Here is a 25,123-nt window from a genome sequence, read left to right on the forward strand (position 1 = left end):
GCACCACCGGCTCGTTCCTCACCGGTGCCGGGCTTCGCCCGGGCGCCTGCCTCGCCTCCGGCTCGGCCCGTGGTCACTGCCGGTGCTCGGTGCCTCAATAGTAGTTGGCGATCGCGGGGCGCGGCCCGGCGGACAGGGCGTCCCAGGCCGCGTCGTCGGTGTCGTCGCCCGTGAGGTGGCCGAGCCGGCGCAGGGTGCGGGAGTCGGACCTGCCGAACAAGGTCTGCACGAGCGCGGTGTCGTCGAACGTGCGCGAGGCCGACGCGGTCGGGGCCACCTCGAGTCGGCCACCGGCCGCCGCGGCCACGTAGGCCCGGTCGTGCCAGACGAACGGCAGCTCAGAACGCAGGGCGGGTGACGGTGCGAGCGACGCCAGCACCTGCACGTCCAGCACCTTGACCATGTAGCTGTACCGGCGGCGCACCCGGGAGTCGTCCGAGCGCAGCAGGCCGGTCCAGGTGTCGGCCGTGCTGTCGGTGATGACGGTCGTGGGTGTCACCGAGGCGAACGACCCGAGCGTCTGCAGCAGGCCCACGAGACTGGCCCGGTCGAGCGCGACGAGCTGTCGCACCGTCAGCACGGCGTCGGGTCCGTAACCCGTGCCCCGGTGCCAGGCGGCGAATCCCGACACGACGCCGGGGGTCGACTCGGCGACCGTCACGCCCGTCGTCTCGTCGGTGTACGCCGCCGCCTGGTCGGGAAAGGAGATGCCGTCGCGGGTCAGGGGTCCGCGGTGCTGCTGGGCCCAGGCGGTGTAGGTCGCGGCGATGGCGGGGACGTCCTCGGTGGTGGCCCGCCGCACCGGCGCGGCGTCACCGCGCACGGCCAGCACGTGCGTCGGCACCACGATCTCGTCGAGATCGGCGACGGGGGCGTAGCCCAGGCTGCGATAGATGCCGGTCGAGGTCGGGTACAGGCCGCTCAGCAGCGCGCCGCGGTCGCGCGCCGCACCCAGCATGCTCTCGAACAGGGGACGCAGGTGGCCGCCCCCGCGGTGCTCGGCCGGCACCGTGATGCCGGCGATGCCGGCGGTCGTGACCCGGGAGCTCCCGATCCAGGTCTCGAACTCGCGATCGATCCCCAGTGCGGCGAGCCCCCCGTCGGACTCGACCTGCCACACGTGGCGGCCCGCGCTGGGCGGGCTCTCGTCCTCACCGACGCCGAACGCCTCGACCCAGTGCGGCTTCAGCGACGGCCAGTCGATCACGTCGACGGGGGCGACACGCGTAGTCATGCCCCCATCCTGCACCGACGCCCTCCCGCCGGCCGTGGGGCCAGGAGGAGGGCGTCGGTGCAGGAGAGGCTCAGTGGATCGCGACGCCCTCCAGCTCGTCGGCGTGGAGATCGGCGTGCTTGGTGTTCATGAACACCCAGACCAGCGCGGAGGCCGAGAAGATCATGAAGGCGCCGATCAGGAACGCCTGGGCGGCGCCTGCGGTGAACGCCGCCTGGCCCACGACCTCCTCGATCGCCTTCTGCGCCGATGCCGGCGGCGGGGTGCCGCCCATCGACTGCAGGGCGGCGCCGATGCTCTCGGCCTTGTCGCGCGTGAAGTGCACCGCGGCCGTCGAGAGGGCGGCCAGGCCGACGGCGCCGCCGACCTGCTGCATCGTGTTGAGCACGCCGGAACCGATGCCCGAGTCCTCGGCCGGGATGCCGTGCACGGCGACCAGGGTCATCGTGACGAAGTTCAGGCCCATGCCGAAGGCCATCGTGACGATGAACGGAGCGATCTTGATCCAGAAGTCGATGTCGCTCGCGAAGCTGGCGTTGCCGGTGGCGACCGCCACGATGTTCGCGGGGCTGTCGTCGACCGCGATGCGCGAGAACATCAGCAGCGAGAAGCCCGAGATCAGGGTGCCGGTGCCCACGAGGTACCGCGGGTCGAGGCGGACGATGAGGTTCGACGCCAGCGTCGCGCCGCCGATCATGCCGACCGTGAAGGGCAGGAACGCCAGTCCCGTGTGCAGGGGCGACCATCCCGACACGTTCTGCAGGACGAGCGACATGAAGAAGAACATCGCGAACATCGCGGCCGGGGTGATGAACATCGTCGCGAAGGCGATCGACCGCGCGCGATCGGCGAACAGGCTCAAGGGCATGAGCGGGTTGCGCACTGAGCGCTCGACCAGGACGAAGGCCACCAGGAGGGCGGCGCCGGCGGCCAGGGCGAGGATCGTGAACGGGTCGTCCCAGCCGTGGGCCGCCTCGCCGGCCCGGGAGAATCCGTAGACCAGCGAGACGATGCCGACCGTGCCGATGGCGGCGCCGGGGACGTCGAGCGCCACGCGGCGCGGCTTGCTCTCGTCGAGGTAGCGGGGCGCGAGGAAGGCGGCGACCAGACCGATCGGCACGTTGATCAGGAAGGTCAGGCGCCAGCCCTGGATCGTGTCGCTCTCGATCCCGGTGAGCCAGCCGCCGAGCACCAGACCGAACGCCGCGCCGATGCCGGCCAGGGCCGCGAAGATCGAGAACGCGCGATTGCGCTGCGGACCCGCGGGGAAGGTCGTGGTGATCAGCGCCAGGGCCGCGGGGGAGGCCAGGGCGGCACCGAGGCCCTGCAGGGCTCGGGACGACAGCAGCATGGCCTCGTTCTGGGCCAGGCCGCCGAGCGACGAGGCCACGACGAACAGCACCAGGCCGATCATGAAGACGCGGCGCCGCCCGAACTGGTCGCCGAGGCGGCCACCCAGGAGCAGCAGGCCGCCGAAGGCGAGCGCGTAGCCCGTCACGACCCACTGCAGGTTGTTCTGGCCGATGCCGAGGTCGGTGCCGATGTACGGCAGGGCGATGTTGGCGATCGTGGCGTCGAGCACGACCATGAGCTGCGCCATGCAGATCACGACGAGGGCGATGCCGAGGTTCTTGTGGGTCGCGGTCGACGTCGTGGGAGGGTCGGCCTCCGCCATGGTGTCGTCGGGCGGCATGGTGGTCATGCGTTCTCCTGGAGCAGTGAGGGCCGCAGGGCGGCCGGGAGGATGATCTGGTCGACGACGGCCGTGATGGCCTCGACGTCCGTGGGGAGTCCGAGCAGGAACTCGCGGTGCAGGATGATGCCGGCGAGCGCGGGGGCCACGAGCTCGACATCGATCCCGTCGCGCAGCTCGCCGCGTGCGGCGGCACGCCGGTAGATCTCTCGGGACCGGGCGATCTTCGGGCCGATGAAGCGCTCGCGGAAACCCGCCGCGAACTCCTCGTCGTGGCCCAGTGCCGTGACGATGCTGCTGAAGACGGCCGTGAGACGCGGATCGGTCAGCCGGTTCTGGCCACAGTGCATCGCCAGCAGGTCGCCCCGGAGGGAGCCGGTGTCGAGCTCGCCGGCCGGCGGGTCCTTGAGGGCCAGCAGCGCCTCGAGGACGAGCGTCGCCTTGCTGGACCAGAGCCGGTAGAGCGTGGCCTTGGACGCCCTGGCGGCCTGGGCCACGGCGTCCATCGTCAGACGGTCGTAGCCGACCTCCGCGAGCACGTCGATCGTGGCGTCGAGGATCTCGAGCTCACGGTCGCCCGTGACCCGGGGCCGGGTCTGTGGGTCGTCGGCCGGTACCACAGGGGTGACCTCCTGAGCTCTCGATGGTACGAAACTGTTTCGTACCATCGATGAGAGTACGGGATCGTTTCATCCGGTGGCAAGATCCGATCAGGTGCGACCTGCGTCACGTGCCTGGAGCCGCGGTATCTCGCCCCGTGTGGGCCCTAGCGCGGGACGAAGGGCCGGCCGTCGACGGCCTTCGTGACCGTGACGGTGTCCAGGAGCTCGCCGGGCGCCAGGCCCTGCGGCAACGGGCCGGTGCCGACGCCGGAGTCGTCGATCGTGGCGACGTAGGAGCTGTAGACCAGGCGGTCGCCCTCGACGCGCACCGCTTGGTAGGTCGAGATCTTGTCGGCGGCCGCATCGCGAACCGCGTCGTTGATCGTCCAGTTGTTGCGGCCCGCGGGGTCGAGGTCGTAGTACTTGTCGCCTGCGTTGGCCACGACGTACGTCGGGCCGGAATAGCCGCCGGCGACGTCGTTCTCGGCCAGGTGGCCGCGGGCGTAGGCGTGGTCGTGGCCCTGCAGCACGAGGTCGACGCCGTACTGCTCCAGCAGCGGCAGGAAGGCCGTGCGCTGTGCCAGGTTGTCGCGCAGCTTCGCCGCCGAGAACATCGGCTGGTGGATCGTCACGACGGTCCACGTCCGTGGGTTGTCGGCGAGCTGCTGCTCGAGCCAGGCCGCCTGCAGGGCGCCGAGGCCGTCGTCAGTCGGGTCGCTCGGGCCGCCGGTGATGGAGCCGTCGAGGGTGATGAAGCGGACGTCGCCGACGTCGACGCGGTACGTGAGGTCGTCCTGGCCCTCGGGGCCGTTGCGGGGGTACTGCACGTGGCTGCGGTAGCGCACCGTCTGCTCGTCGCCGTAGTGCTCGTGGTTGCCGGCCACGGTCAGGAAGCTGCGTGTCGAGGCCCAGGGGGCGACGGCCTCGAACCACTGCTCCCACTGGTGGTCGTCGTTGCCGTCGTTGACCTGGTCGCCCGCCGTGAGTGCGATCCGTGCGTCCGGGTACTGGGCGAAGGCCTGGTCCACGGTGCTCGACCAGCCCGCATCGAGTCCCCACTGCGCGTCGCCGAAGTACAGGAAGGTCCACGGGTCCGTGCTGTCGGCCGCCGGCGCCGTGGTGAACGTCGTCCAGGGGGAGAAGTCGTCGTCGTGTCCGACGCGGTACGTGTAGGCGGTCGACGGCTCCAGGTCGGTCAGGGTCGCACTGTGGTGCCGGGCCGACAGCCGCGAGTTCGGAAGTCGCTCGGCGACGCTGGCGTCGGCCTCGACCGTCCTGACCTGGTCCGGATCGTCGGCAGGCGCCACCTGCACCTCGCCCTCCTGCGTGGCCTCGTCCGTACGCCACGTGACGGTCTGGCTCGTCGCGGTGTCGGCCGCAGGACTCAGGATGATGCGGTCGGGGGAGGCCGTGGCGGTGCCGTCGTCGGCCGGCGGCACGTCGCTGCCGGCTCCGGTCCGGACGGCGACGACGGCCACGATCGCGATGGCCGACGCGGCAGCGAGGAGGAGTCGGCGCGCCAGCGGGCGACCCAGGACGTTCGGCAGGGCGGACACGTGGTGATCGTCGGTCGACGTCCGGGCGAACCGGTGAACGGCGCCTCGCGGGGCCGGTGTCGAGCGGGTGAACACGTGTCGACCGACTTAGTGTTGCCCTGACCCTAAGTAGGGGTTAAGGTCGATTGCACCTGAAGGAGGTGACGCATGACGCTCCAGTCCGACCTCAGCCGTGATGGCGAGGCGGGGGAGACCGACGACCGGGTCTCGCTCGCGGTCTCGACCGTGATCTTCGCGCTGCGCCCTCACCCCGCCACCGGGAGCCCCACGATCTGGTTGCCGCTCGTGCGGCGCATCCGCGAGCCGTTCGAGGGTCGCTGGGCCCTGCCCGGCGGCCCGCTCGAGCCGCACGAGGACCTGGCCTCGTCGGCCCGTCACACGCTCGAGCGCACGACCGGCCTGACCCCCAACCACCTCGAGCAGCTGTACGCCTTCGGCCGGGTCGATCGTTCGCCCGACCGGGTCGTCTCGATCGTGTACTGGGCCCTGGTGCGTGCCGAGGAGGACGCCCAGGTCGTGCCGATCCCCAACGTCGAGTGGTTCGTCGCCGACGAGGTGGCGGGGCTCGCCTTCGACCACGACGACATCGTCGAGTACGCCCTCACCCGCCTGCGCGCCAAGATCACGTACTCACCGATCGCCTACGGCTTCCTCCCCGACGAGTTCACCCTCGCGCAGCTGCGTGAGGTGTACGAGGCGGTCCTCGGGCGTCCGCTCGACCCCGCGAACTTCCGTCGCCAGATGCGCGGCCGGCTCCAGGCCACGGGTCGATGTCTGGAGGGCCTGAGCCATCGCCCGCCGGCGCTGTACCGGCACGACCCCACCTCGTCCCGCACGACCCTGACCTTCGAAAGGGAGTCCCGATGACCACCTTCTCCGTCGACGAGCTCATCACGACCACGCCGGAGTCGAGCTGCGACGCCGACCTCGCGTCCGGGCCCTGGGCCTTCGACCTCACGCCGGGCTACGGGCCCGGGGCGTCCGAGGACGACGTGATCCCCGACCCCGTCGTGCGTCCGGGCCAGCTGCCGGTCGCGTACCAGCGCATGGACGAGGCCGAGCTGCACGCGCGCATCACCGCTGCCAAGCAGGCCCTGGGCGACAAGCTCGTGATCCTCGGGCACTTCTACCAGCGCGACGAGGTCGTCCAGCACGCCGACTTCGTGGGCGACTCCTTCCAGCTCGCGAACGCGGCCCTCACCCGGCCCGACGCGGAGACGATCGTGTTCTGCGGCGTGCACTTCATGGCCGAGACCGCCGACATCCTGGCGCGGTCCGAGCAGCACGTGATCCTGCCCAATCTCGCGGCCGGCTGCTCCATGGCCGACATGGCCGACGAGGAGTCGGTCGAGGCGGCCTGGGAGGAGCTCATGGAGCTCTACGCCGACGAGGACGCGGCGTCCGGCGCGGGTGCCGGGCCTGGGGCGGCTGATGGCAAGGCTTCGGTCATCCCGGTCACGTACATGAACTCCTCGGCGGCGCTCAAGGCGTTCTGCGGCCGGCACGGCGGCATCGTGTGCACGTCGTCGAACGCCGCGACGGTGCTCGAGTGGGCCTTCGAGCGGGGGCGCCGGGTGCTGTTCTTCCCCGACCAGCACCTCGGGCGCAACACCGGCAAGGCCATGGGCGTCCCGCTGGAGCAGATGCCGATGATCAATCCCCGCAAGCCGGGTCTGGGCGTCGACGCCCAGGAGCTGCGGGACGCTCGTGTGCTGCTGTGGCCGGGCTTCTGCTCGGTGCACAAGCGGTTCACGGTGGCCCAGATCGAGCAGGCGCGGGCCGAGCACCCGGGCGTCAAGGTCGTGGTGCACCCCGAGAGTCCCATGCCGGTCGTCGACGCCGCCGATGCGGCCGGGTCGACTGACTTCATCCGCAAGTTCGTCGCGGCCAGCGAGCCTGGCGACGTCATCGCGATCGGCACCGAGATCAACCTGGTCAACCGGCTCGCCGCCGAGCACCCGGACCGCACGATCTTCTGCCTCGACCCGGTCATCTGCCCGTGCTCCACGATGTACCGGATCCACCCTGGCTACCTCGCGTGGGTGCTCGACGGTCTGGTCGAGGGCGAGGTCCGCAACGAGATCGTGGTCGCCGACGACGTGGCCACGCACGCCAAGGTCGCGCTCGAGCGCATGCTCGCCGCGCTCCCGAAGTAGGGGGATCGCATGACCCATCTCCTGGTGGTCGGCAGCGGTGTCGCCGGGCTCACCGCGGCACTGGACGCCGACGGACGCCCCGGCGTCGAGGTCACGCTGCTGACGAAGGCCACGCTCGAGTCGTCCAACACCTGGTTCGCGCAGGGCGGGGTCGCGGTCGTGACCTCGAGCGACGACACGGTCGGCGAGCACGTGGCCGACACCCTGGCCGCGGGCGCCGGGCTGTCCGACGACGAGGCCGTCGAGGTGCTGTGCGCCGAGGGCCCCGAGGCCGTGCAGCACCTGATCGAGCGTGGCGTGCTGTTCGACGTGCACGACGGCGTGCTCGCCCGCGGGCTGGAGGCCGCCCACTCGCACGAGCGCATCCTGCACGCCGGCGGCGACGCCACGGGGGCCGCCATCGCAGCGGCGCTGATTGCTCGCCTGCGCGACTCCTCGGTCGAGGTCCGCGAGAACACGACCGCCGTCGATCTCGTGGTCGAGCGCGGTCGGGTCGTGGGCGTCACGCTGCTGGGCGGTGAGCGGATCGACGCCGATGCCGTCGTGCTGGCCACGGGAGGGGCGGGCCAGCTGTACCCCTACACGACCAATCCGGCCGTGGCCACGGGCGACGGTCTGGCGATGGCCCTGCGCGCGGGCGCGGTGGCGGCCGACCTGGAGTTCTACCAGTTCCACCCGACGTCTCTGGCGGCCCCGGGCAACCACCTGGTCTCGGAGGCCGTGCGCGGTGAGGGCGCGGTCCTGATCGACGCCGACGGCCGCCGGTTCATGCGGGCCGTCCACCCTGACGCCGAGCTCGCGCCCCGCGACGTCGTGGCCCGGGGCATCGCCGCGCAGATGGCGCGGCAGGGCGGCCGGCCCGTGCGGCTCGACGCCACGGCCCTCGGGGCCGAGTTCCTCGCGAAGCGGTTCCCGACGATCGACGCCGCAGTCCGGGCGCGCGGCTTCGACTGGGGTCACGATCCGATCCCCGTCACGCCGGCCGCCCACTACTTCATGGGCGGGGTCCGCACCGACCTGTGGGCACGCACGTCGCTGCCGGGACTCTTCGCGGTCGGTGAGGTCGCCTGCAACGGGCTCCACGGCGCCAACCGTCTGGCCTCCAACTCGCTGCTCGAGGGGGCCGTCTACGGCCGCCGGGTCGTCGACGCGGCCCTGGACCCGGCCGGGGTTCCTGACCACGTCTTCGACGAGGAGTGGGCCGAGCCGCAGGTCGTGCGGCTGCCGGCCGGCGGGGTGCTCTCGAGCCGGGCCGACCTGCAGCAGCTGATGTGGGACGCGGCTGGTCTCACCCGCGACGGCTCCGGGCTGACGGCCGCGGCCGCGGAGCTCGAGCGCTGGGCCGTGCCGGTGGCCACCGACGCGAAGTCGGCCGAGGACGCGAACCTCCGGGTCGTGGCGCAGGCCGTCGTCGCGAGCGCACTCGCCCGCCGGGAGTCGCGCGGGGGACACTTCCGCAGCGACTTCCCCGAGCCCGGTGCGGGGCCCGGGGTGCACAGCACGGTCGCGGCCGACGGGGGGCAGCAGCGTGCTTGAACCGTCCCAGATCCGCCCCGTCGTCATCGCCGCCCTCGCCGAGGACGCGCCGTCCGGCGACGTGACGTCGCAGGTGTTCGTGCCGGCCGACGCGCGCGCCACGGCGGACGTCGTCGCCCGCGAGCCCGGCGTCGTGGCCGGCGTCCAGGTGCTCGAGGTCGTCTTCGCCGAGGTCGACCCCGCGGTCGAGGTCGCCCTCCACGTGAGCGACGGCGCGAGGTTCGACACCGGCGACGTGCTCGCGACGGTGAGCGGTCCGGCGCGCGCGATCCTGCGCGGCGAGCGGATCGCCCTGAACCTGCTGCAGCGGATGAGCGGCATCGCCACGCTCACGGCCGAGCACGTCGCCGCGGTCGCCCACACCGGCGCCCGGGTCGTCGACACCCGCAAGACCACGCCGGGCCTGCGCGTTCTCGAGCGCCATGCGGTGCGCTGCGGCGGTGGGCACAACCACCGCTTCTCCCTGTCCGACGCGGTCATGGCCAAGGACAACCACCTCGCGCTGACCCGCGACGTGACAGCGGCCATCCGGGCTGCGCGGGCCCAGATCCCGCACACGATGCACCTCGAGGTCGAGGTCGACGACCTGAGCCAGATCGAGCCCGTGCTCGCCGGTGGTGTCGACACGATCATGCTCGACAACTTCACGCTCGACGACCTGCGCACGGGCGTCGAGCTCGTCGCCGGCCGCGCGATCGTCGAGGCCAGCGGCGGGGTGCGCCTCGACACGATCGGGGCGATCGCCGAGACCGGCGTCGACGTCATCAGCGTCGGTGCCCTGACGCACGGGGTGCGGGCCCTCGATCTCGGTCTCGACCTGAGGATCGAGGGTGGCTAGCCCGGGCACGGCTTCCGGGGTGCGGGCGACTCCATGAGCACGCTCTACCTGGACGAGGCCGCGACGACTCCGGTCCGGCGCGACGTGCTCGAGGCGATGTGGCCGTACCTCACCGGGACGTTCGGCAACCCGTCGAGCGCGCACGAGGTCGGCGACCTCGCCCGGCGCGCGCTGGAGGACGCACGCCGCGACGTCGCGACCTTCCTCGGTGCGCGACCGGGGGAGATCACCTTCACGTCCGGCGGCACCGAGTCCGACAACGCGGCGGTCAAGGGTCTGGCCCTGGCCTCGAGCCGCGGACGGCACGTCGTCGTGAGCGCGATCGAGCACCCGGCCGTGCTGGAGTCCGCTGACTGGTTGGCCCGTCAGGGGTTCGACGTCACCGAGCTCGGCGTCGACGAGCTCGGTCGGGTCTCGCCCGAGGAGCTCGCCGCCGCGCTGCGCGACGACACGGCCGTCGTCAGCGTCCAGCTCGCGAGCAACGAGGTCGGCACGGTGCAGGACGTCGCGACGCTGTCGGCCGTCGCCGCCGAGCGGGGGGTGCCGTTCCACACCGACGCGGTCCAGGCCGCCGGATGGCTCGACCTCGACGTCACGCGCCTGGGGGTGCAGGCGCTCAGCCTCTCGGGCCACAAGCTGGGTGCGCCCAAGGGGGTCGGGGTGCTCTTCGTCGCGCGCCGCGCCCCGTTCGAGCCCCTGCTGCACGGAGGCGGGCAGGAGGGCGGGCGTCGCTCCGGCACCGAGAACGTCGCGTCGGCGGTCGGTCTGGCCGCCGCCGTGCGAGCCCCTCGTCCTGCCGCGGCCGAGGTCGCCGCGCTGCGCGACCGGTTCGTCGAGCAGGTGCTCGGGGGAGCGCCCCGTGCGCGGCTCACAGGTCATCCCACGCACCGCCTGCCCGGCAGTGCCTCGTTCGTCTTCCCGGGCCGTTCGGGGGAGTCGATCCTGCTCGACCTCGAGCGGCGGGGGGTCGTGGTCTCCAGCGGCTCGGCCTGCCACGCCGGCAGCGACGACCCCAGTCACGTGCTGATCGCGATGGGTCTGGACCGCGAGGTCGCCCAGACCGCCGTGCGCTTCACGTTCGGCGCTGCCGTGACCGCGGAGCAGCTCGACCAGGCGGCGCGCGCCGTGGCCGAGGTCTGTGCGTGATCTCGGGGCGTGAACCCGCGGTCTACGCTGGAACGATCATGAGTGACCCCAATTCGGAGCAGCGCCGTCCCGAGACGCACCCACCGGTGTACCTGGACCACGCCGCGACCACACCGATGGTCCCGGAGGCGATCGCGGTGCTGACCGAGCAGCTCGGGCGCACGGGCAACCCGTCCTCGCTGCACGCCTCGGGCCGCGCGGCGCGCCGCGTCGTCGAGGAGTCGCGCGAGCTCATCGCCGAGCGGCTCGGCGCGCGCCCGAGCGAGGTCGTGCTCACCTCGGGCGGTACCGAGGCCAACAATCTCGCGATCAAGGGCCTCTACTGGTCGCGCCACGCCCAGGACCCGGCGCGGCGCCGGCTCCTGTTCAGCGCGATCGAGCACCACGCGCTGCTCGACCCGGTCACCTGGCTCGGCAAGGAGCAGGGGGCCGACATCGTCACCACGGGAGTCGATCAGGACGGTGTCCTTCGGCTGGACGACCTGCGTGACTCGATCGAGGGCGACCCGCGGTCCGTCGCGGCGATCACCACGATGTGGGCCAACAACGAGATGGGATCGATCCAGCCGGTCACCGAGGTCGTCGCGCTGGCGCGCCCGCACGGGATCCCCGTGCACAGCGACGCCGTGCAGGCCGCAGGTCACCTGCCGATCGACTTCGGGTCCAGCGGTCTGGACGCCATGACCGTCACGGCACACAAGCTCGGCGGCCCGATCGGGGTCGGTGCGCTGCTCGCGGTCCGCGAGCTCGACCTCATGCCCCTGCTGCACGGCGGTGGGCAGGAGCGCGACGTCCGGTCAGGCACGCTCGGCGCCCCGCTCGTGGCCGCGTTCGCCGCCGCGGTCGACGTCGCGGTGCGTGCGCGGGAGTCCGAGGCCCTGCGTCTCGAGGCGCTTCGCGCACGTCTGGTCGCCGGCATCACCCGTCTCGTGCCGGACGCCGTGGTCAACGGACCTGCCGAGCCTGAGGGCCGCCTTCCGCACATCGCCCACGTGACGTTCCCCGGCTGCGACGGCGACGCGATGCTGATGCTGCTCGACGCCCACGGCGTCGAGGTCTCCACCGGGTCGGCCTGCACCGCCGGCGTGCCGCAGCCCAGCCACGTCCTGCTCGCGATGGGGTACGACGAGGACGCCGCGGGCGGGTCGTTGCGCTTCAGCCTCGGACACACCACGACCGCCGACGACGTCGATCGCGTCCTGGCCGTGCTCCCTGAGGTGCACACCCGGGCGAGCGCGGCCCGGGCGCTGAGGCTGCGATGACGGCCCCGCTGCGGCTCGTGGCGGCGATGTCCGGCGGCGTCGACTCCGCGGTGGCCGCGGCCCGGGCGGTCGACGCGGGCCACGAGGTCACGGGCGTGCACCTGGCCCTGAGTCGCAACCCCAAGTCGTACCGGTCGGGAGCCCGCGGGTGCTGCTCGATCGAGGACGCAGGCGACGCGCGTCGGGCCGCCGACGCCATCGGCATCCCGTTCTACGTCTGGGACATGAGCGACGAGTTCGCCGAGGCGGTCGTCGACGACTTCGTCAGCGAGTACGAGGCCGGACGCACGCCCAACCCCTGCCTGCGGTGCAACGAGAAGATCAAGTTCGCGGCCGTGCTCGAGCGGGCCGTGGCCCTGGGCTTCGACGGCGTCGTGACGGGCCACTACGCCCAGGTGCGCACGGGCGACGAGGGACTCGTCGAGATGCACCGCGCGGTCGACATGGCCAAGGACCAGAGCTACGTCCTCGGCGTGCTGACCCAGGAGCAGCTGCGCCGCTCCCACTTCCCGCTGGGCGACTCCGCCAAGCCCGACGTCCGCCGCGAGGCCGAGGCCCGGGGCCTGCAGGTCGCGAGCAAGCCCGACAGCCACGACATCTGCTTCGTCGCCGACGGGGACAACGCGGGGTGGCTGTCGGAGAAGATCGGCCCGCGTCCCGGCACGATCGTCGACGAGTCCGGCGAGGTTCTGCGGGAGCACGACGGCGCCTACGCGTTCACGATCGGGCAGCGTCGTGGCCTGCGGCTCGGGGTGCCGGCCGACGACGGCAAGCCGCGCTTCGTGCTCGACATCGAACCCGTCTCCGGCACCGTCACGGTGGGCCCGCGTGAGCAGCTCCTCGTCGACGCCCTGGACGGGGTCTCGCCGCTGTGGTGCACCTCGGCCCCCACGGGTGAGATCGACTGCACCGTGCAGCTGCGCGCCCACGGGGCCGAGCACCGAGCCCGCGTGTCGGTCGAGGCCGAGGTGGTCCACGTCGAGCTGCTCGACCCGGCCGAGGGCATCGCCCCGGGCCAGGCCTGCGTCGTCTACGACGGCACGCGCGTCGTCGGCTCCGCCACGATCTCCCGGACGCGGCGGCGGTCCTCGAGCCCCGCGTGAGCCAGGTCGTGGAGCCACCCCTCGACAGCGTCGTGATCGGGGCGGGCCAGGCGGGTCTGTCCTCCTCGTTCCACCTGCGCAGGCTCGGCGTCGAGCACGTCGTGCTCGACGCCGATGCCGCGCCCGGCGGTGCCTGGCGGCACCGCTGGGACGCCCTCACGATGGCCGACGTCCACGGCGTGGCCGACCTGCCGGACGCGCCACGTCCCCCGGCCCAGGGGCCGGAACGCGCCAACGAGTTCGTGCCGGCGTACTTCGCGGCCTACGAGCGCGAGCACGCGCTGCCGGTCGTGCGTCCGGCCGTCGTCGAGCACGTGCGCCAGGACACCGCCGACCCGGCCCTGCTGCTCGTCGAGGTCCGGCTCGGCGACGAGCCACGGTCGTGGCGCGCTCGCACGCTCGTCAACGCGAGCGGCACGTGGCGGCGGCCGTTCGTGCCGCGGTACCCCGGCCAGGAGACCTTCGCGGGGGAGCAGCTGCACACCGTCGCGTATCCCGGACCTGAGCACTTCCGGAGCAAGCGCGTCCTCGTCGTGGGCGGAGGCGCGTCGGCGGTGCAGTTCCTCGGCGCGCTGCGGCCGGTCACGGACACCCTCTGGGTGACGCGGCGCGAGCCCGTCTGGCGCACGGAGAAGTTCGATCCCGAGGCGGGGCGGGAGGCCGTCGCGATGGTGGCCGAGCGCGTGCGTCAGGGGCTGCCGCCGCGCAGCGTCGTCAGCGTCACGGGTCTGATGCTGCGTCCGCAGGAGGCCGAGGCGCAGCGGCTGGGCGCCTACCGGCGGCTGCCGATGTTCGAGCGCGTCGAGCCGGGCGGCGTGCGGTGGGCCGACGGCACGTTCGAGGCGGTCGACGTGATCCTGTGGGCCACCGGGTTCCGTCCCGACGTCGAGCACCTGGCCCCGCTCCACCTGCGCTCACCGCGCGGGGGCATCCAGCTGGGGTCCACCGCCGCGACCGCGACGGAGTCGGTTGTCGACCCTCGGGTGCAGCTCGTCGGCTACGGGCCATCGGCCTCGACGATCGGCGCCAACCGGGCGGGCCGCACCGCCGCGGTCGCCGTGCGCCGCCACCTCCGCGCCTGACCCCTCCCCGCCTGACCCCTCCGCCCGGCGGACGGAGGGGAAGCGACCCCTAGGGTGAGGCCATGCGCGCCACGGGAGTCGGGTCGGTTCCGGGCGAGGACTTTCGCGAGTGGGCCAAGGTCTCGCTCGGCGGACTCGACGTCGCGTTCGTGCCCGAGCTGCCCGCCCGCGGCGTCCAGGCACAGATGATCGGTCGGTCGCTCGCGCTGCTCGACGGCCTCGACGCCGACCTGCAACCGGCCGGCTGGCGGATCGGCGTCGGGTCCGGTCGCGACCACCGCCTGGCGCAGTCGCTCCTCGCCCAGGACCTGGACGCTCTGGAGGAGCTCGGGTCCGATCACACCGGCCCCCTGAAGCAGCAGCTCGCCGGCCCGTGGACCCTGGCGGCCACGGTCGAGCTGGCCCGCGGCGAGAAGGTCCTGGTCGACCACGGTGCCCGACGCGACCTGGCCGAGTCCCTCGCGGCCGGGTTGGCGGAGCACCTCACGGACCTGAGCCGGCGGTTCCCGAAGGCACAGCTCCTCGTGCAGGTCGACGAGCCCGCGCTGCCCGCCGTGCTCGACGCCGGCATCCCGACGGCCAGCGGCTTCGGCCGGCACCGCACGATCCACCCGCCGGAAGCCGATGCGCACCTGCGGCTCCTGACCGAGGTCGTCCGCGAGGCGGGCGCCACGCCGGTCGCGCACGTCTGCGCCGACGACGTCCCGGTCGCGCTCCTGCACGCCGCCGGGTTCGCGGCGGTCGGCTTCGACCTGGCGCGGACGCCGCCGAGCGACGCCTGGGGCGAGGCGTTCGAGGCGGGGCTGGACCTGTGGATGGGGGTCGTCCCGTCGCTCGACCCGGCGCAGGTGCCCACGTCGTCGGTGATGATCGGTCGGGTCGACGCCTTCCTCGGCCGTCTCGGGTTCGACGAGGAGATCGCCGATCCCCGCGTCGTCGTGAGCCCGTCCTGCGGGCTCGCGGGAGCCACGGCGACGTGGGCGCGGACAGCGCTCGCACTCGCGGCGAACGTCGGTGCGCGCCACTAGTCTCGGACCATGAGTCCACGGAAGAAGGGCGCCGCGGAAGCGTCCCCCACGGTGTCTCAGACCCCGGGGCCGGAGCAGGCCCTCCAGATCAGTCTCGACGAGGCCAAGGTGGAGGTGCAGGCGCTCGTCGAGCGCATCGAGGAGGCCCGCGACGCGTACTACGGGCGCAACGCCTCGCTCGTCGACGACGCCACGTACGACGCCGACATGCAGCGGCTCGAGGCGCTCGAGCGGCTGTTCCCGGCGCTGCAGGGTCAGGACTCGCCCACGCAGCGGGTCGGTAGCGCCGCCAGCTCCGAGCTGCCTCCCATCGAGCACGCCGAGCGCATGCTGAGCCTCGACAACGTGTTCTCGCCCGATGAGCTGCGCGCCTGGTGCGCCAAGACCGAGGCCGCCACGGCCCGCACGGTCGCGTGGCTCACCGAGGCCAAGATCGACGGTCTGGCCATCTCCCTGCGCTACGAGCACGGTCGGCTCGTCACGGCGGCCACCCGCGGCGACGGGCGCATCGGCGAGGACGTCACCACCAACGCGGTCAAGCTCGCCGACCTGCCCGAGCGGCTCTCGGGCGAGGGCCACCCGCCCCTGGTCGAGGTGCGCGGCGAGGTCTTCATCGGGGTCGAGGCATTCCGGCGCCTCAACGCGCTGCAGGCCGACCTGCGCGAGCGGGCCACGGCCGACGCCACGGCCCGGGGCGTCGACCGCGAGCGGGCCGAGATCAGTGCCGGACGCCGGTTCCCGGCCTTCGCCAATCCCCGCAACGCGGCCAGCGGCGGACTGCGTCAGCTCCTGCACAAGAAGTCGGGCCTGGAGCTCGAGGCCGGGCTTGCGCGCATCGAGGCCCTGTCGCTCTACGTCCACGGCATCGGCGCCTGGCCCGACCCACCAGTCCAGGCCCAGAGCGAGATCTACGACCTGCTGGGGTCGTGGGGCCTGCCCATCAGCCCCAACAGCCGGGTCTACTCCGGAGTCGATGACGTCGTCGACCGCATCACCGAGCTGGGCGAGGGCCGGCACTCGATCGTGCACGAGATCGACGGCGTCGTCGTCAAGGTCGACCAGCTCGCGATGCACGACGAGCTGGGTCAGACGAGCCGGGCACCGCGGTGGGCCATCGCCTACAAGTACCCGCCCGAGGAGGTCCAGACCACGCTGCTCGACATCATCGTCTCGGTCGGGCGCACGGGGCGGGCCACGCCCTACGCGCAGATGGAGCCCGTACTCGTCGCCGGCAGCGTCGTGCGCCAGGCGACTCTGCACAACAAGGACGTCGTGCGCGAGAAGGGCGTCCTGATCGGCGACACCGTCGTGCTCCGTAAGGCCGGCGACGTGATCCCCGAGGTCCTCGGCCCGGTGGTGGAGCTGCGCGACGGCACCGAACGCGAGTTCGAGATGCCGAAGAACTGTCCCGAGTGCGACACCGAGCTGCGCCCCATGAAGGAGGGCGACATCGACCTGCGCTGCCCCAACGCGCAGTCGTGCCCCGCCCAGGTGCGCGGCCGGGTCGAGCACATTGGTTCCCGCGGTGCCCTCGACATCGACGCGCTCGGCGAGGTCACGGCCGCTGCCCTCACCCAGCCGACGCGTCCCGAGGTCCCGCCCCTCGTCACCGAGGCCGCCCTCTTCGCCCTGGGCGCGCGCGACCTGTTCGGCATCGACGTCGCGGTGCGCGATCCCGAGACCGGGCTCCCGCGGCTAGGCGACGACGGCACCACCGACACCCGTGCCCCGTTCCGCCGGCTCCGCAAGAAGGACGACTCACCGTTCGATCCTGAGGGGGAGTTCGACGGCGACGAGACGCACATCCTGTCGATGCAGGCTCTCAAGCTGCTCGACGAGCTCGAGAAGGCCAAGACCAAGGATTTGTGGCGTTTCCTCGTCGCCCTCAACATCCGGCACGTCGGCCCGGTGGCCGCGCGGGCCCTGGCCCAGCACTTCGGGTCGTTGAAGGCCATCGAGGAGGCCTCGGTCGAGGAGCTGTCGGCGGTCGACGGCGTCGGTGGCATCATCGCCGAGTCCGTCAAGGCCTGGCTCGAGGTCGACTGGCACGTCGAGATCCTCAGCCGCTGGCGCGAGGCCGGCGTGCCGTTCGAGATCCCCGGTCATCCCGGACCCGGGCAGGCTGAGACCGGCGGAGTGCTCGACGGCCTCACGATCGTCGTCACCGGCTCGCTCGAGAGCTACACGCGTGACTCCGTCAAGGAGGCCATCATCAGCCGCGGCGGCAAGGCGGCCGGATCGGTCAGCAAGAAGACCGACTACGTCGTGGTGGGGGAGAACGCCGGCTCCAAGGCCGACAAGGCGGAGCAGCTCGGCGTCCCGATCCTCGACGAGGCGGGTTTCCAGAAGCTGCTCGACGAGGGTCCGCCCGCACCGGCCGAGCCCGAGGCGAGCGACGACGGGGCCGCGGAGTCCTGACGTGCTCGAGATCCGCCCGAGCTGCGAGTGCTGTGACCGCGAGCTCGACCCGGAGTCGACCGACGTCCTGATCTGCTCCTTCGAGTGCACGTGGTGTCGCGACTGCGCCGAGAACGTGCTGCACGGCGTGTGTCCCAACTGCGGGGGTGAGCTCGTGCGCCGGCCCGTGCCGTCGCCGTCGCGACTGGCCGCGGGACGCGTGTCCACGGTGCGCGTGCGGTCCGACACCTGCGGGTCGCACTGATGGCCGGGGTGTGGGTCACCCAGGGTCCTGATCCGCGCGACGGCGAGCAGCCGGTCGGCGAGAAGGCCACGTACGCCGACTACCTGCGGATCTACCGGCACACGCTCGCGTTGAAGTGCGAGGAGCTCACACCGCAGCAGCTTGCCACCCGTAGCGTCCCGCCCAGCCCGATGAGCCTGCTGGGCCTCGTGCGACACCTGGCGAGTGTCGAGCAGTTCTGGTTCGCGCAGGTGGGGCTGGGTCTGGAGGAGCCCCAACCGTTCCGCGACGCGGAGGTGGCCGATCTCGAATTTGTCGGTGCCGAGCCCACGGACGCCTGCGTCGCCGAGGCCTTCGACCGATGGCGTGCCGAGATCTCCCGGGCCGAGGAGTGGCTCGCCCAGGTGCCGGAGTCCGAGCTCGGCCGTGAGCTGGTCATCCGTCGCCGGGGCGATGAGCTCGTCACGATCCGCGACCTCCTGGTGCACATGATCGAGGAGTACGCCCGCCACTGCGGCCACGCCGATCTCCTCCGAGAGGCCATCGACGGTCGCACGGGTCAGTAGGGACCGTAGCCAGGTTCCGCCGCAGCGAGGCACGATGGCCGCATGGTCGAGACCAGGGCTCCGCTGCGCGGCACTCGCACGATCCTGCTGGTCGTCGCCGCAGCCGTGGTGGTGTCGGTCGTGCACTACGTCGACAACTACGTGAACTACGCCGACTACCCCGTCCCGGGCCCTGACGCGTCGGTCCCGGCGCCGAGCGACACCGTGATCGGACTGGCCTGGTTCGTGTTCACCGCCGCCGGCGCCTGGGGCGTCTGGAACCTGCTGCGCGGTCGCGTCGTGCCCGCCGTCGTCGGGCTGGCGTTCTACTCGGTCAGCGGGTTGATCGGCATCGGTCACTACACCGTCCCCGGTGCCCTGGACATGCCGCTGTGGCGTCAGGCCCACGTCGTGGCCGACATCGCCCTCGGTGTCACGATCCTGGTGCTGGCCGCACGCTTGTTCGTCCAGAACCGCGCCCGCGCCCGCGCCTGACCTGCGGCGGCCCGCCCGTCAGTCGACGTCGGCGTCGTCGGGGTCGAAGAGGTCGGCGGCCGCGCCGACGATCAGCGGGTCGGGCGTGCGCACGACCTCGTGGTCCTTGCCGGGGTAGTCGAAGCGGTGCAGCACGTGGCGCATGGCCTCGAGGCGAGCCCGCTTCTTGTCGTTGCTCTTCACGACGGTCCACGGCGAGTGCTTGGTGTCGGTCTTGCGGAACATCGCCTCCTTGGCCTGCGTGTAGGCGTCCCACTTGTCGAGCGAGGCGAGGTCCATCGGCGAGAGCTTCCACTGCCGCACGGGGTCGATCTGGCGGATCGTGAAGCGGGTCAGCTGCTCGGCGCGCGAGACCGAGAACCAGAACTTCACGACGTGGATGCCGTCATTCACGAGCATCTTCTCGAACGCCGGAGCCTGCCGGAGGAACTCGGTGTACTGGTCCGGCGTGCAGAAGCCCATGACGCGCTCGACCCCCGCGCGGTTGTACCAGGAGCGGTCGAAGAAGACGAGCTCCCCGGCGCTCGGCAGGTGCTCGACGTAGCGCTGCAGGTACCACTGGCTCTGCTCACGGTCGGTCGGCTTGACGAGCGCGACGACCCGGGCTCCACGCGGGTTCAGGTGCTCCGTGAAGCGCTTGATCGTGCCGCCCTTGCCGGCCGCGTCACGGCCCTCGAACACGAGCACGATGCGCTGGCCGGTGTCCTTGACCCAGCTCTGCAGCTTGATCAGCTCGATCTGCAGGAGCCGCTTCTCGAGGTCGTACGTCGTGCGGTCGAGCCGCTCGTCGTACGGGTAGCCCTCCCGCCAGGTGTCGATCGGCAGGCCGGCGGGGTCCAGCAGGCGGGGGTCGTCGTCGTCGGAGTCGTCGACGCTGAATCCGTCGAGCCGGTCGATCTGCAGGGTCTCGGGCACGCAGGGAGGGTAGGAGTGTCAGGTGAACGGCCGGTGACGCGTCAGGTGACGCCTCGGGTGTCACTAGGATGGCGCGGTACTGACCCCTCGACCCAGGAGACGCATGTCGTCGCCCCTCTCGCGTGAGGACGTCGCCCACCTGGCGAGCCTCGCCCGCATCAGCCTCAGTGTCGCCGAGCTCGACCGGCTCGGCGCCGAGCTGCCCGCCATCCTCGACCACGTCGCCGCCGTGCAGGGCGTCGTCGAGTCGGCCGGCGCCGATGTCGCACCCATGAGCCACCCGGCGCCGATCACCAACGTGTTCCGGGCCGACGAGCCGAGTCCCGGCCTGTCGCGCGACGACGCGCTCGCCGGCGCCCCGGCGAGCGAGGAGGACCGCTTCCTGGTCCCGAAGATCCTGGGGGAGGAGGCATGACCACGCGCCTTCACGCCGCGGACCTCGCGGCCCAGCTCGCCGACGGCTCCGTCACCTCGGTCGAGGCCACCCAGGCGCAGCTCGACCGCATCGCCGCGGTCGACGGTGACCTCAACGCCTTCCTGCACGTCGATGCCGAAGGCGCCCTGGCGACGGCGGCCGACGTCGACGCGCGCCGCGCCGCGGGGGAGACCCTGCCGACGCTCGCGGGCGTGCCGATCGCGGTCAAGGACCTCATCAACACGGCGGGCCAGCCCACGACGGCGGGCTCGAAGATCCTCGAGGGCTGGGTCCCGCCGTACGACGCGACGGTCGTCGGGCGCCTGCGCGCTGCCGGCCTGCCGATCCTTGGCAAGACCAACCTCGACGAGTTCGCGATGGGCTCGTCGAACGAGCACTCGGCCTACGGTCCCGCCCGCAACCCGTGGGACACCAGCCGCATCCCGGGCGGGTCGAGCGGTGGCTCGGCCGCCGCGGTGGCCGCGTTCGAGGCGCCCCTGGCCCTCGGCACCGACACGGGCGGCTCGATCCGCCAGCCCGGCGCCATGACCGGCATCGTCGGCGTGAAGCCCACGTACGGCGGGGTCTCCCGCTACGGCGTGATCGCGATGGCCAGCAGCCTCGACCAGGTCGGCCCGATGGCCCGGTCGGTCCTCGACGCGGCGCTGCTGCACGAGGTCGTCGCCGGCCACGACCCCCGCGACTCCACCAGCATCGACGCTCCCGTGCCGTCGGTCGTCGAGGCCGCCCGCCGCGGCGACGTCGCCGGGCTGCGCATCGGCGTCGTCCGCGAGTTCGCCGGGGAGGGCTTCCAGCCCGGCGTGCAGCGCCGGTTCGACGAGGCCGTCGCGAAGCTCGCCGACGCCGGTGCCGAGATCGTCGAGGTCTCCTGCCCGAGCTTCACCCACGGCATCGCCGCCTACTACCTGGTGATGCCGAGCGAAGTGTCCAGCAACCTGGCCCGCTTCGACGCGATGCGGTACGGCCTGCGGGTCTCGCCCGAGGGCAACCCGTCGCCCTCGGCCGAGCAGGTCATGGCGGCCACCCGCGACGCCGGCCTCGGCGACGAGGTCAAGCGGCGCATCATCCTGGGCACGTACGCGCTCTCGAGCGGCTACTACGACGCCTACTACGGCTCGGCCCAGAAGGTCCGCACGCTGATCGCGCAGGACTTCAACACCGCGTTCGCCCAGGTCGACGTGCTGTTCTCGCCCACCGCACCCACCACGGCGTGGCGACTCGGCGAGAAGTCCGACGACCCGCTCGCGATGTACCTCGAGGACGTCTGCACGATCCCGGCCAACCTCGCGGGAGTGCCCGGCATCAGCGTGCCGATCGGTCTGGCCGACGACTCCGGCCTGCCGGTCGGCGGGCAGTTCCTCGCCCCGGCGCAGGCCGACGACCGTCTCTACAACGCGGGTGCCGCGCTCGAGCGCCTCGTGCCCGCCCCCGTCCTCGAGGAGGTCGTCCGATGAGCACGCAGACCAAGACCCCGCTGGTGCCGTTCGACGAGGCGCTGACGCGCTACGAGCCGGTCATGGGCCTGGAGGTCCACGTCGAGCTCGGCACGAACACCAAGATGTTCTGCGGCTGCGCCACGGAGTTCGGCGCCGAGCCGAACACCCAGGTGTGCCCGGTCTGCCTGGGCCTGCCCGGCGCGCTTCCGGTGGTCAACGCCAAGGCCGTCGAGTCGGCCATCCGCATCGGCCTCGCGCTCAACTGCGAGATCGCCGAGTGGTGCCGGTTCGCGCGCAAGAACTACTTCTACCCGGACCAGCCGAAGAACTTCCAGACGTCGCAGTACGACGAGCCCATCGCGTTCGACGGCTACACCGACGTGGAGGTGGACGGCGAGGTCTACCGCATCGAGATCGAGCGCGCGCACATGGAGGAGGACACCGGCAAGAGCCTTCACGTGGGTGGCGCGACGGGCCGCATCCACGGCGCCGACCACTCGCTGCTCGACTACAACCGCGCCGGCATCCCGCTGATCGAGATCGTGACGCGCACGATCGAGGTGCCCGGCGACAAGGCGCCCCTGGTCGCGCGGGCGTACGTCAACCAGCTGCGCGACCTGATGGTCGCGCTCGGCGTGTCCGACGCCCGGATGGACCAGGGATCGCTGCGCGCCGACGTCAACCTGTCGCTCCGGCCCGCGGGCACCACCGCGCTGGGCACCCGCAGCGAGACCAAGAACGTCAACTCGTTCCGGTCGGTCGAGCGGGCCGTCCGCTACGAGGTCGGTCGTCACGCCGGCATCCTCGACGCGGGGCAGAAGGTCGTGCAGGAGACCCGGCACTTCCACGAGTCCGACGGCACGACCTCGCCCGGCCGTGAGAAGTCCGACGCGGAGGACTACCGCTACTTCCCGGAGCCGGACCTCGCTCCCGTCGCACCGTCGCGCGCGTGGGTCGAGGAGCTGCGCGGCACGCTGCCCGAGCCCCCGTCGGAGCGTCGCAAGCGCCTGCAGGCCGAGTGGGACTTCTCCGACCTCGACATGCGCGACACCATCGGGGCCGGAGCCCTGGAGCTCGTGGCGGCGACCGTCGCGGCGGGCGCGGCTCCCCAGGCAGCGCGCAAGTGGTGGCTCGGTGAGCTCGCCCGTCGCTCCAACGACACCGGAGTCGACCTGGCCGACCTGCCGATCACCCCCGAGCAGGTCGCGGGCATCCAGGCCCTGATCGACGCCGGTCGACTCAACGACAAGCTCGCGCGCGACGTCTTCGACGGCGTTCTCGCCGGCGAGGGCACGCCCGAGGAGGTCGTCGCGTCCCGCGGGCTCGAGCTCGTGTCCGACGACGGCGCGCTCGGCGAGGCCGTCGACCAGGCGATCGCGGCCAATCCCGACGTCGCCGACAAGATCCGTGACGGCAAGGTGCAGGCCGCCGGCGCCCTGATCGGCGCGGTCATGAAGCAGATGCGCGGTCAGGCGGACGCCGGACGCGTGCGGGAGCTGATCCTCGAGAGGCTCAGCTGACGCGCTCGAGGAGCCACTCGAGCTCCTCGAGCACGACGTCCGGCCGCTCGATCGGCAGGAAGTGGGTGCCCTCGACGACCCGGTAGCGCGCACGGGGGATCCGCTCGGCCGCCGAGCGCATGGCGCCGGCGCCTGCGAGCAGGTCCTTCGTGCCGGCCACGAGCGTCGTGGGCGCCGTGATCTGCGAGAGGGAGACGCGGTCGTGCCGCGCTGCCTCGAGCGCCAGCTGGGCGTACCAGGCGGGGTGGGCGGTGAAGAACTCCTGCACGACGGCCTGGAGCACCGTGTCGTCGGCGCTGGGAGCGAACACCCGGGCCATCTTGAGCAGGTTGACCGAGAACCGCGTCCAGGGGATCCGGCTCGTGACGGGTGCGAGGCCGTGCCCGGTCACGGTGGAGATCCTGGCCAGGCCCACCATCAGGTTCTGTGCCACGACCGGCGGGATCTTCCACGGCTCGAGCATCGTCGAGAAGGTGGCGCCGGGGACCCCGCAGACCGCGAGGATCCCGGCGACCCGGTCGGGGTGGCGGACGGCGAACTCGAAGGCGACGTTGACCCCGATCGACCAGCCGACGACGACGGCTGACTCGACGCCGGCGGCGTCCAGGACGGCGGTCATGTCCTCCAGGTGGGCGTCCATGTCGACCCGTCCCGTGTCGGGGCGTTCGGATCCGCCGATGCCACGGTGGTTCCACCCCAGCACCTGCAGGCCGTTGTCGGGCTGCAGGAGCGCAGGCCAGGCGTACGGGTTGGTGCCGAGTCCGTTCGAGATCAGGACGGCCGGGCCGGTCCCGCCGTTGCCCCAGGCGCGCAGCATCGTGCCGTCCGCGCTGCGGACGTCGTGGAAACGGACGAGGGCGGGCTGGATCACGCCAGCATCCTGTCACGCGGTCGCGCCCGCGGCACGGCTCTAGAGTCGGGTCATGAGCGAGGAACGTCGGTCGGCCGATCTCGTGCTCGAGGGCGGAGGGGTCAAGGGCATCGCCCTGGTGGGCGCCGCCGTGGCCCTGGACGAGGTCGGGTGGCGGTTCGAGCGGGTCGCCGGGTCGTCGGCGGGCGCGGTCGTGGGCGCGGTGATCGCCGCGATGCAGCGCGCAGGGGAGCCGCTGGCGCGGGCCGACGAGATCATGCGCACGCTCGACTACACGCAGATGCAGGACCGTCGTCCGGGGCTGCGCTGGCTCCAGTGGTGGCCGCGCGCTGCGGACGCGTGGGGGATCTTGTTCCACCTCGGCATGCACCCGGGCACGTACCTGACGCAGTGGCTCCGCGGGGTGCTGGCCGACCTGGGGGTGCGGACGTTCGGCGACCTCGTGCTCGACCCGCTCGCCAGCGACCCGCGGCAGCGCTACCGGCTCGTCGTCTCCACGAGCGACCTCTCGCGGCAGCGGGTCCTGCGCGTGCCGTGGGACCTGCCCTCGTACGGGCTGGTGGCCGACGACCTGGAGGTGGCGGTGGCCGTGCGCGCGTCGGCCGGCATCCCGTTCCTGTTCGAGCCCGTGCGCCTGCGCGGGGCGTACGGCGAGTCGACCCTGGCCGACGGCTCCTTGCTCGAGACCTTTCCGGTCGCGGCATTCGACCGTGACGACGACGCCGCACCTCGCTGGCCCACGATCGGCGTGCGGCTGAGCTCGCCGGCGAGCGAGCGTGCCCCGGCGGTGCCGGTCACAGGGCCGATCTCGCTGCTGCGCAGCCTGATCCACACGACGGTCGACTCGACCCAGATCCGCCACGTCGACGACCCGCGAGACGCCGAGCGCACGATCTTCGCGAAGCCACGCGGCGTCGGGTGGACCGACTTCGACCTGACCCCCGCCCAGCAGCAGTCGCTCTACGACGACGGCTACGCCGCGGCGAGGCGATGGATCGCGCGGCGGCCGGAGGGGCCCGCCGCGTGAG

23 protein-coding genes are annotated in these 25,123 nt (G+C 72.2%); 17 read left to right on the forward strand and 6 right to left on the reverse strand.

The features are described 5' to 3' along the window. Window positions 1–94 precede the first annotated feature (94 nt). From KAG51_RS05275 to KAG51_RS05290, 4 genes are all read right to left on the reverse strand, one after another. The gene (locus KAG51_RS05275) at window positions 95–1,234 is read right to left on the reverse strand and encodes a GNAT family N-acetyltransferase (protein ID WP_290581385.1); all 1,140 of its coding nucleotides are present in this window, start codon (window positions 1,232–1,234) and stop codon (window positions 95–97) included. A 70-nt stretch (window positions 1,235–1,304) separates the two neighbouring features. Then, entirely contained in the window at window positions 1,305–2,936 is a 1,632-nt protein-coding gene (locus KAG51_RS05280; protein ID WP_290581387.1) for an MFS transporter, read from the reverse strand. After that, a complete protein-coding gene (locus KAG51_RS05285) occupies window positions 2,933–3,547 on the reverse strand; it encodes a TetR/AcrR family transcriptional regulator (RefSeq protein ID WP_290581389.1) in 615 nt (204 codons plus the stop codon). The genes KAG51_RS05280 and KAG51_RS05285 overlap by 4 nt, the downstream gene beginning before the upstream one ends. 146 nt (window positions 3,548–3,693) lie before the next feature. Then, the gene (locus KAG51_RS05290; protein ID WP_290581391.1) at window positions 3,694–5,085 is read right to left on the reverse strand and encodes a metallophosphoesterase family protein; all 1,392 of its coding nucleotides are present in this window, start codon (window positions 5,083–5,085) and stop codon (window positions 3,694–3,696) included. Window positions 5,086–5,232: 147 nt separating this feature from the next. On the opposite strand from KAG51_RS05290, the gene KAG51_RS05295 reads away from it, so the two are divergent. From KAG51_RS05295 to KAG51_RS05355, 13 genes are all read left to right on the forward strand, one after another. Beyond that, complete coding sequence (locus KAG51_RS05295; RefSeq protein WP_290581393.1) at window positions 5,233–5,952, forward strand: NUDIX domain-containing protein; 720 nt, start codon at window positions 5,233–5,235, stop codon at window positions 5,950–5,952. Further along, window positions 5,949–7,241 carry a quinolinate synthase NadA gene (gene nadA / locus KAG51_RS05300; RefSeq protein ID WP_290581396.1) on the forward strand — a complete coding sequence of 431 codons (1,293 nt, stop codon included), beginning with the start codon at window positions 5,949–5,951 and terminating at the stop codon, window positions 7,239–7,241. Before KAG51_RS05295 ends, nadA begins: the two co-directional genes overlap by 4 nt. A 9-nt stretch (window positions 7,242–7,250) precedes the next feature. Continuing rightward, on the forward strand, window positions 7,251–8,777 hold the full coding sequence (nadB, locus tag KAG51_RS05305; RefSeq protein ID WP_290581397.1) for an L-aspartate oxidase: 1,527 nt from the start codon (window positions 7,251–7,253) through the stop codon (window positions 8,775–8,777). Then, window positions 8,770–9,615 (forward strand): carboxylating nicotinate-nucleotide diphosphorylase, encoded by an 846-nt coding sequence (gene nadC / locus KAG51_RS05310; protein ID WP_290581399.1) that lies wholly within the window; start codon window positions 8,770–8,772, stop codon window positions 9,613–9,615. Before nadB ends, nadC begins: the two co-directional genes overlap by 8 nt. Window positions 9,616–9,648: 33 nt before the next feature. Next, window positions 9,649–10,761 carry a cysteine desulfurase family protein gene (locus tag KAG51_RS05315; RefSeq protein WP_290581400.1) on the forward strand — a complete coding sequence of 371 codons (1,113 nt, stop codon included), beginning with the start codon at window positions 9,649–9,651 and terminating at the stop codon, window positions 10,759–10,761. Window positions 10,762–10,799: 38 nt separating this feature from the next. After that, entirely contained in the window at window positions 10,800–12,023 is a 1,224-nt protein-coding gene (locus KAG51_RS05320; protein WP_290581401.1) for a cysteine desulfurase family protein, read from the forward strand. Between the two features lie 8 nt (window positions 12,024–12,031). Continuing rightward, complete coding sequence (gene mnmA, locus KAG51_RS05325) at window positions 12,032–13,126, forward strand: tRNA 2-thiouridine(34) synthase MnmA (protein ID WP_290581650.1); 1,095 nt, start codon at window positions 12,032–12,034, stop codon at window positions 13,124–13,126. Beyond that, window positions 13,123–14,208 carry an FAD-dependent oxidoreductase gene (locus KAG51_RS05330; RefSeq protein WP_290581402.1) on the forward strand — a complete coding sequence of 362 codons (1,086 nt, stop codon included), beginning with the start codon at window positions 13,123–13,125 and terminating at the stop codon, window positions 14,206–14,208. The genes mnmA and KAG51_RS05330 overlap by 4 nt, the downstream gene beginning before the upstream one ends. A 62-nt stretch (window positions 14,209–14,270) precedes the next feature. Then, entirely contained in the window at window positions 14,271–15,236 is a 966-nt protein-coding gene (locus KAG51_RS05335) for a methionine synthase (protein ID WP_290581403.1), read from the forward strand. A gap of 9 nt (window positions 15,237–15,245) precedes the next feature. Further along, a complete protein-coding gene (gene ligA / locus KAG51_RS05340) occupies window positions 15,246–17,654 on the forward strand; it encodes an NAD-dependent DNA ligase LigA (RefSeq protein WP_290581404.1) in 2,409 nt (802 codons plus the stop codon). Window position 17,655: 1 nt separating this feature from the next. Continuing rightward, window positions 17,656–17,898: a DUF1272 domain-containing protein gene (locus KAG51_RS05345; protein ID WP_290581405.1), complete on the forward strand. Its 243-nt coding sequence runs from the start codon at window positions 17,656–17,658 to the stop codon at window positions 17,896–17,898. Next, window positions 17,898–18,443, forward strand: coding sequence for a DinB family protein (locus KAG51_RS05350; RefSeq protein WP_290581406.1), 546 nt, complete (start codon window positions 17,898–17,900; stop codon window positions 18,441–18,443). Before KAG51_RS05345 ends, KAG51_RS05350 begins: the two co-directional genes overlap by 1 nt. 42 nt (window positions 18,444–18,485) lie before the next feature. Next, a complete protein-coding gene (locus KAG51_RS05355; RefSeq protein WP_290581407.1) occupies window positions 18,486–18,917 on the forward strand; it encodes a hypothetical protein in 432 nt (143 codons plus the stop codon). An 18-nt stretch (window positions 18,918–18,935) separates the two neighbouring features. Here KAG51_RS05355 and ppk2 read toward each other — a convergent pair whose 3' ends face one another. Beyond that, the gene (gene ppk2, locus KAG51_RS05360; protein ID WP_290581408.1) at window positions 18,936–19,832 is read right to left on the reverse strand and encodes a polyphosphate kinase 2; all 897 of its coding nucleotides are present in this window, start codon (window positions 19,830–19,832) and stop codon (window positions 18,936–18,938) included. Between the two features lie 103 nt (window positions 19,833–19,935). On the opposite strand from ppk2, the gene gatC reads away from it, so the two are divergent. From gatC to gatB, 3 genes are read left to right on the forward strand one after another with little or no spacing between them, the layout of a single operon-like run. After that, window positions 19,936–20,247, forward strand: a complete 312-nt coding sequence (gene gatC, locus KAG51_RS05365) for an Asp-tRNA(Asn)/Glu-tRNA(Gln) amidotransferase subunit GatC (protein ID WP_290581409.1) — start codon at window positions 19,936–19,938, stop codon at window positions 20,245–20,247. Continuing rightward, complete coding sequence (gene gatA, locus KAG51_RS05370) at window positions 20,244–21,722, forward strand: Asp-tRNA(Asn)/Glu-tRNA(Gln) amidotransferase subunit GatA (RefSeq protein WP_290581410.1); 1,479 nt, start codon at window positions 20,244–20,246, stop codon at window positions 21,720–21,722. The genes gatC and gatA overlap by 4 nt, the downstream gene beginning before the upstream one ends. Next, the gene (gatB, locus tag KAG51_RS05375; protein ID WP_290581411.1) at window positions 21,719–23,224 is read left to right on the forward strand and encodes an Asp-tRNA(Asn)/Glu-tRNA(Gln) amidotransferase subunit GatB; all 1,506 of its coding nucleotides are present in this window, start codon (window positions 21,719–21,721) and stop codon (window positions 23,222–23,224) included. The genes gatA and gatB overlap by 4 nt, the downstream gene beginning before the upstream one ends. On the opposite strand, the gene KAG51_RS05380 is transcribed toward gatB, so the two are convergent. Beyond that, a complete protein-coding gene (locus KAG51_RS05380; RefSeq protein WP_290581412.1) occupies window positions 23,217–24,095 on the reverse strand; it encodes an alpha/beta hydrolase in 879 nt (292 codons plus the stop codon). The genes gatB and KAG51_RS05380 overlap by 8 nt on opposite strands. 52 nt (window positions 24,096–24,147) lie before the next feature. On the opposite strand from KAG51_RS05380, the gene KAG51_RS05385 reads away from it, so the two are divergent. Then, window positions 24,148–25,122: a patatin-like phospholipase family protein gene (locus KAG51_RS05385; RefSeq protein ID WP_290581413.1), complete on the forward strand. Its 975-nt coding sequence runs from the start codon at window positions 24,148–24,150 to the stop codon at window positions 25,120–25,122. Window position 25,123 lies beyond the last annotated feature (1 nt).

This window comes from Aeromicrobium sp. (genome assembly GCF_023146395.1).
Taxonomy (GTDB): domain Bacteria; phylum Actinomycetota; class Actinomycetes; order Propionibacteriales; family Nocardioidaceae; genus Aeromicrobium.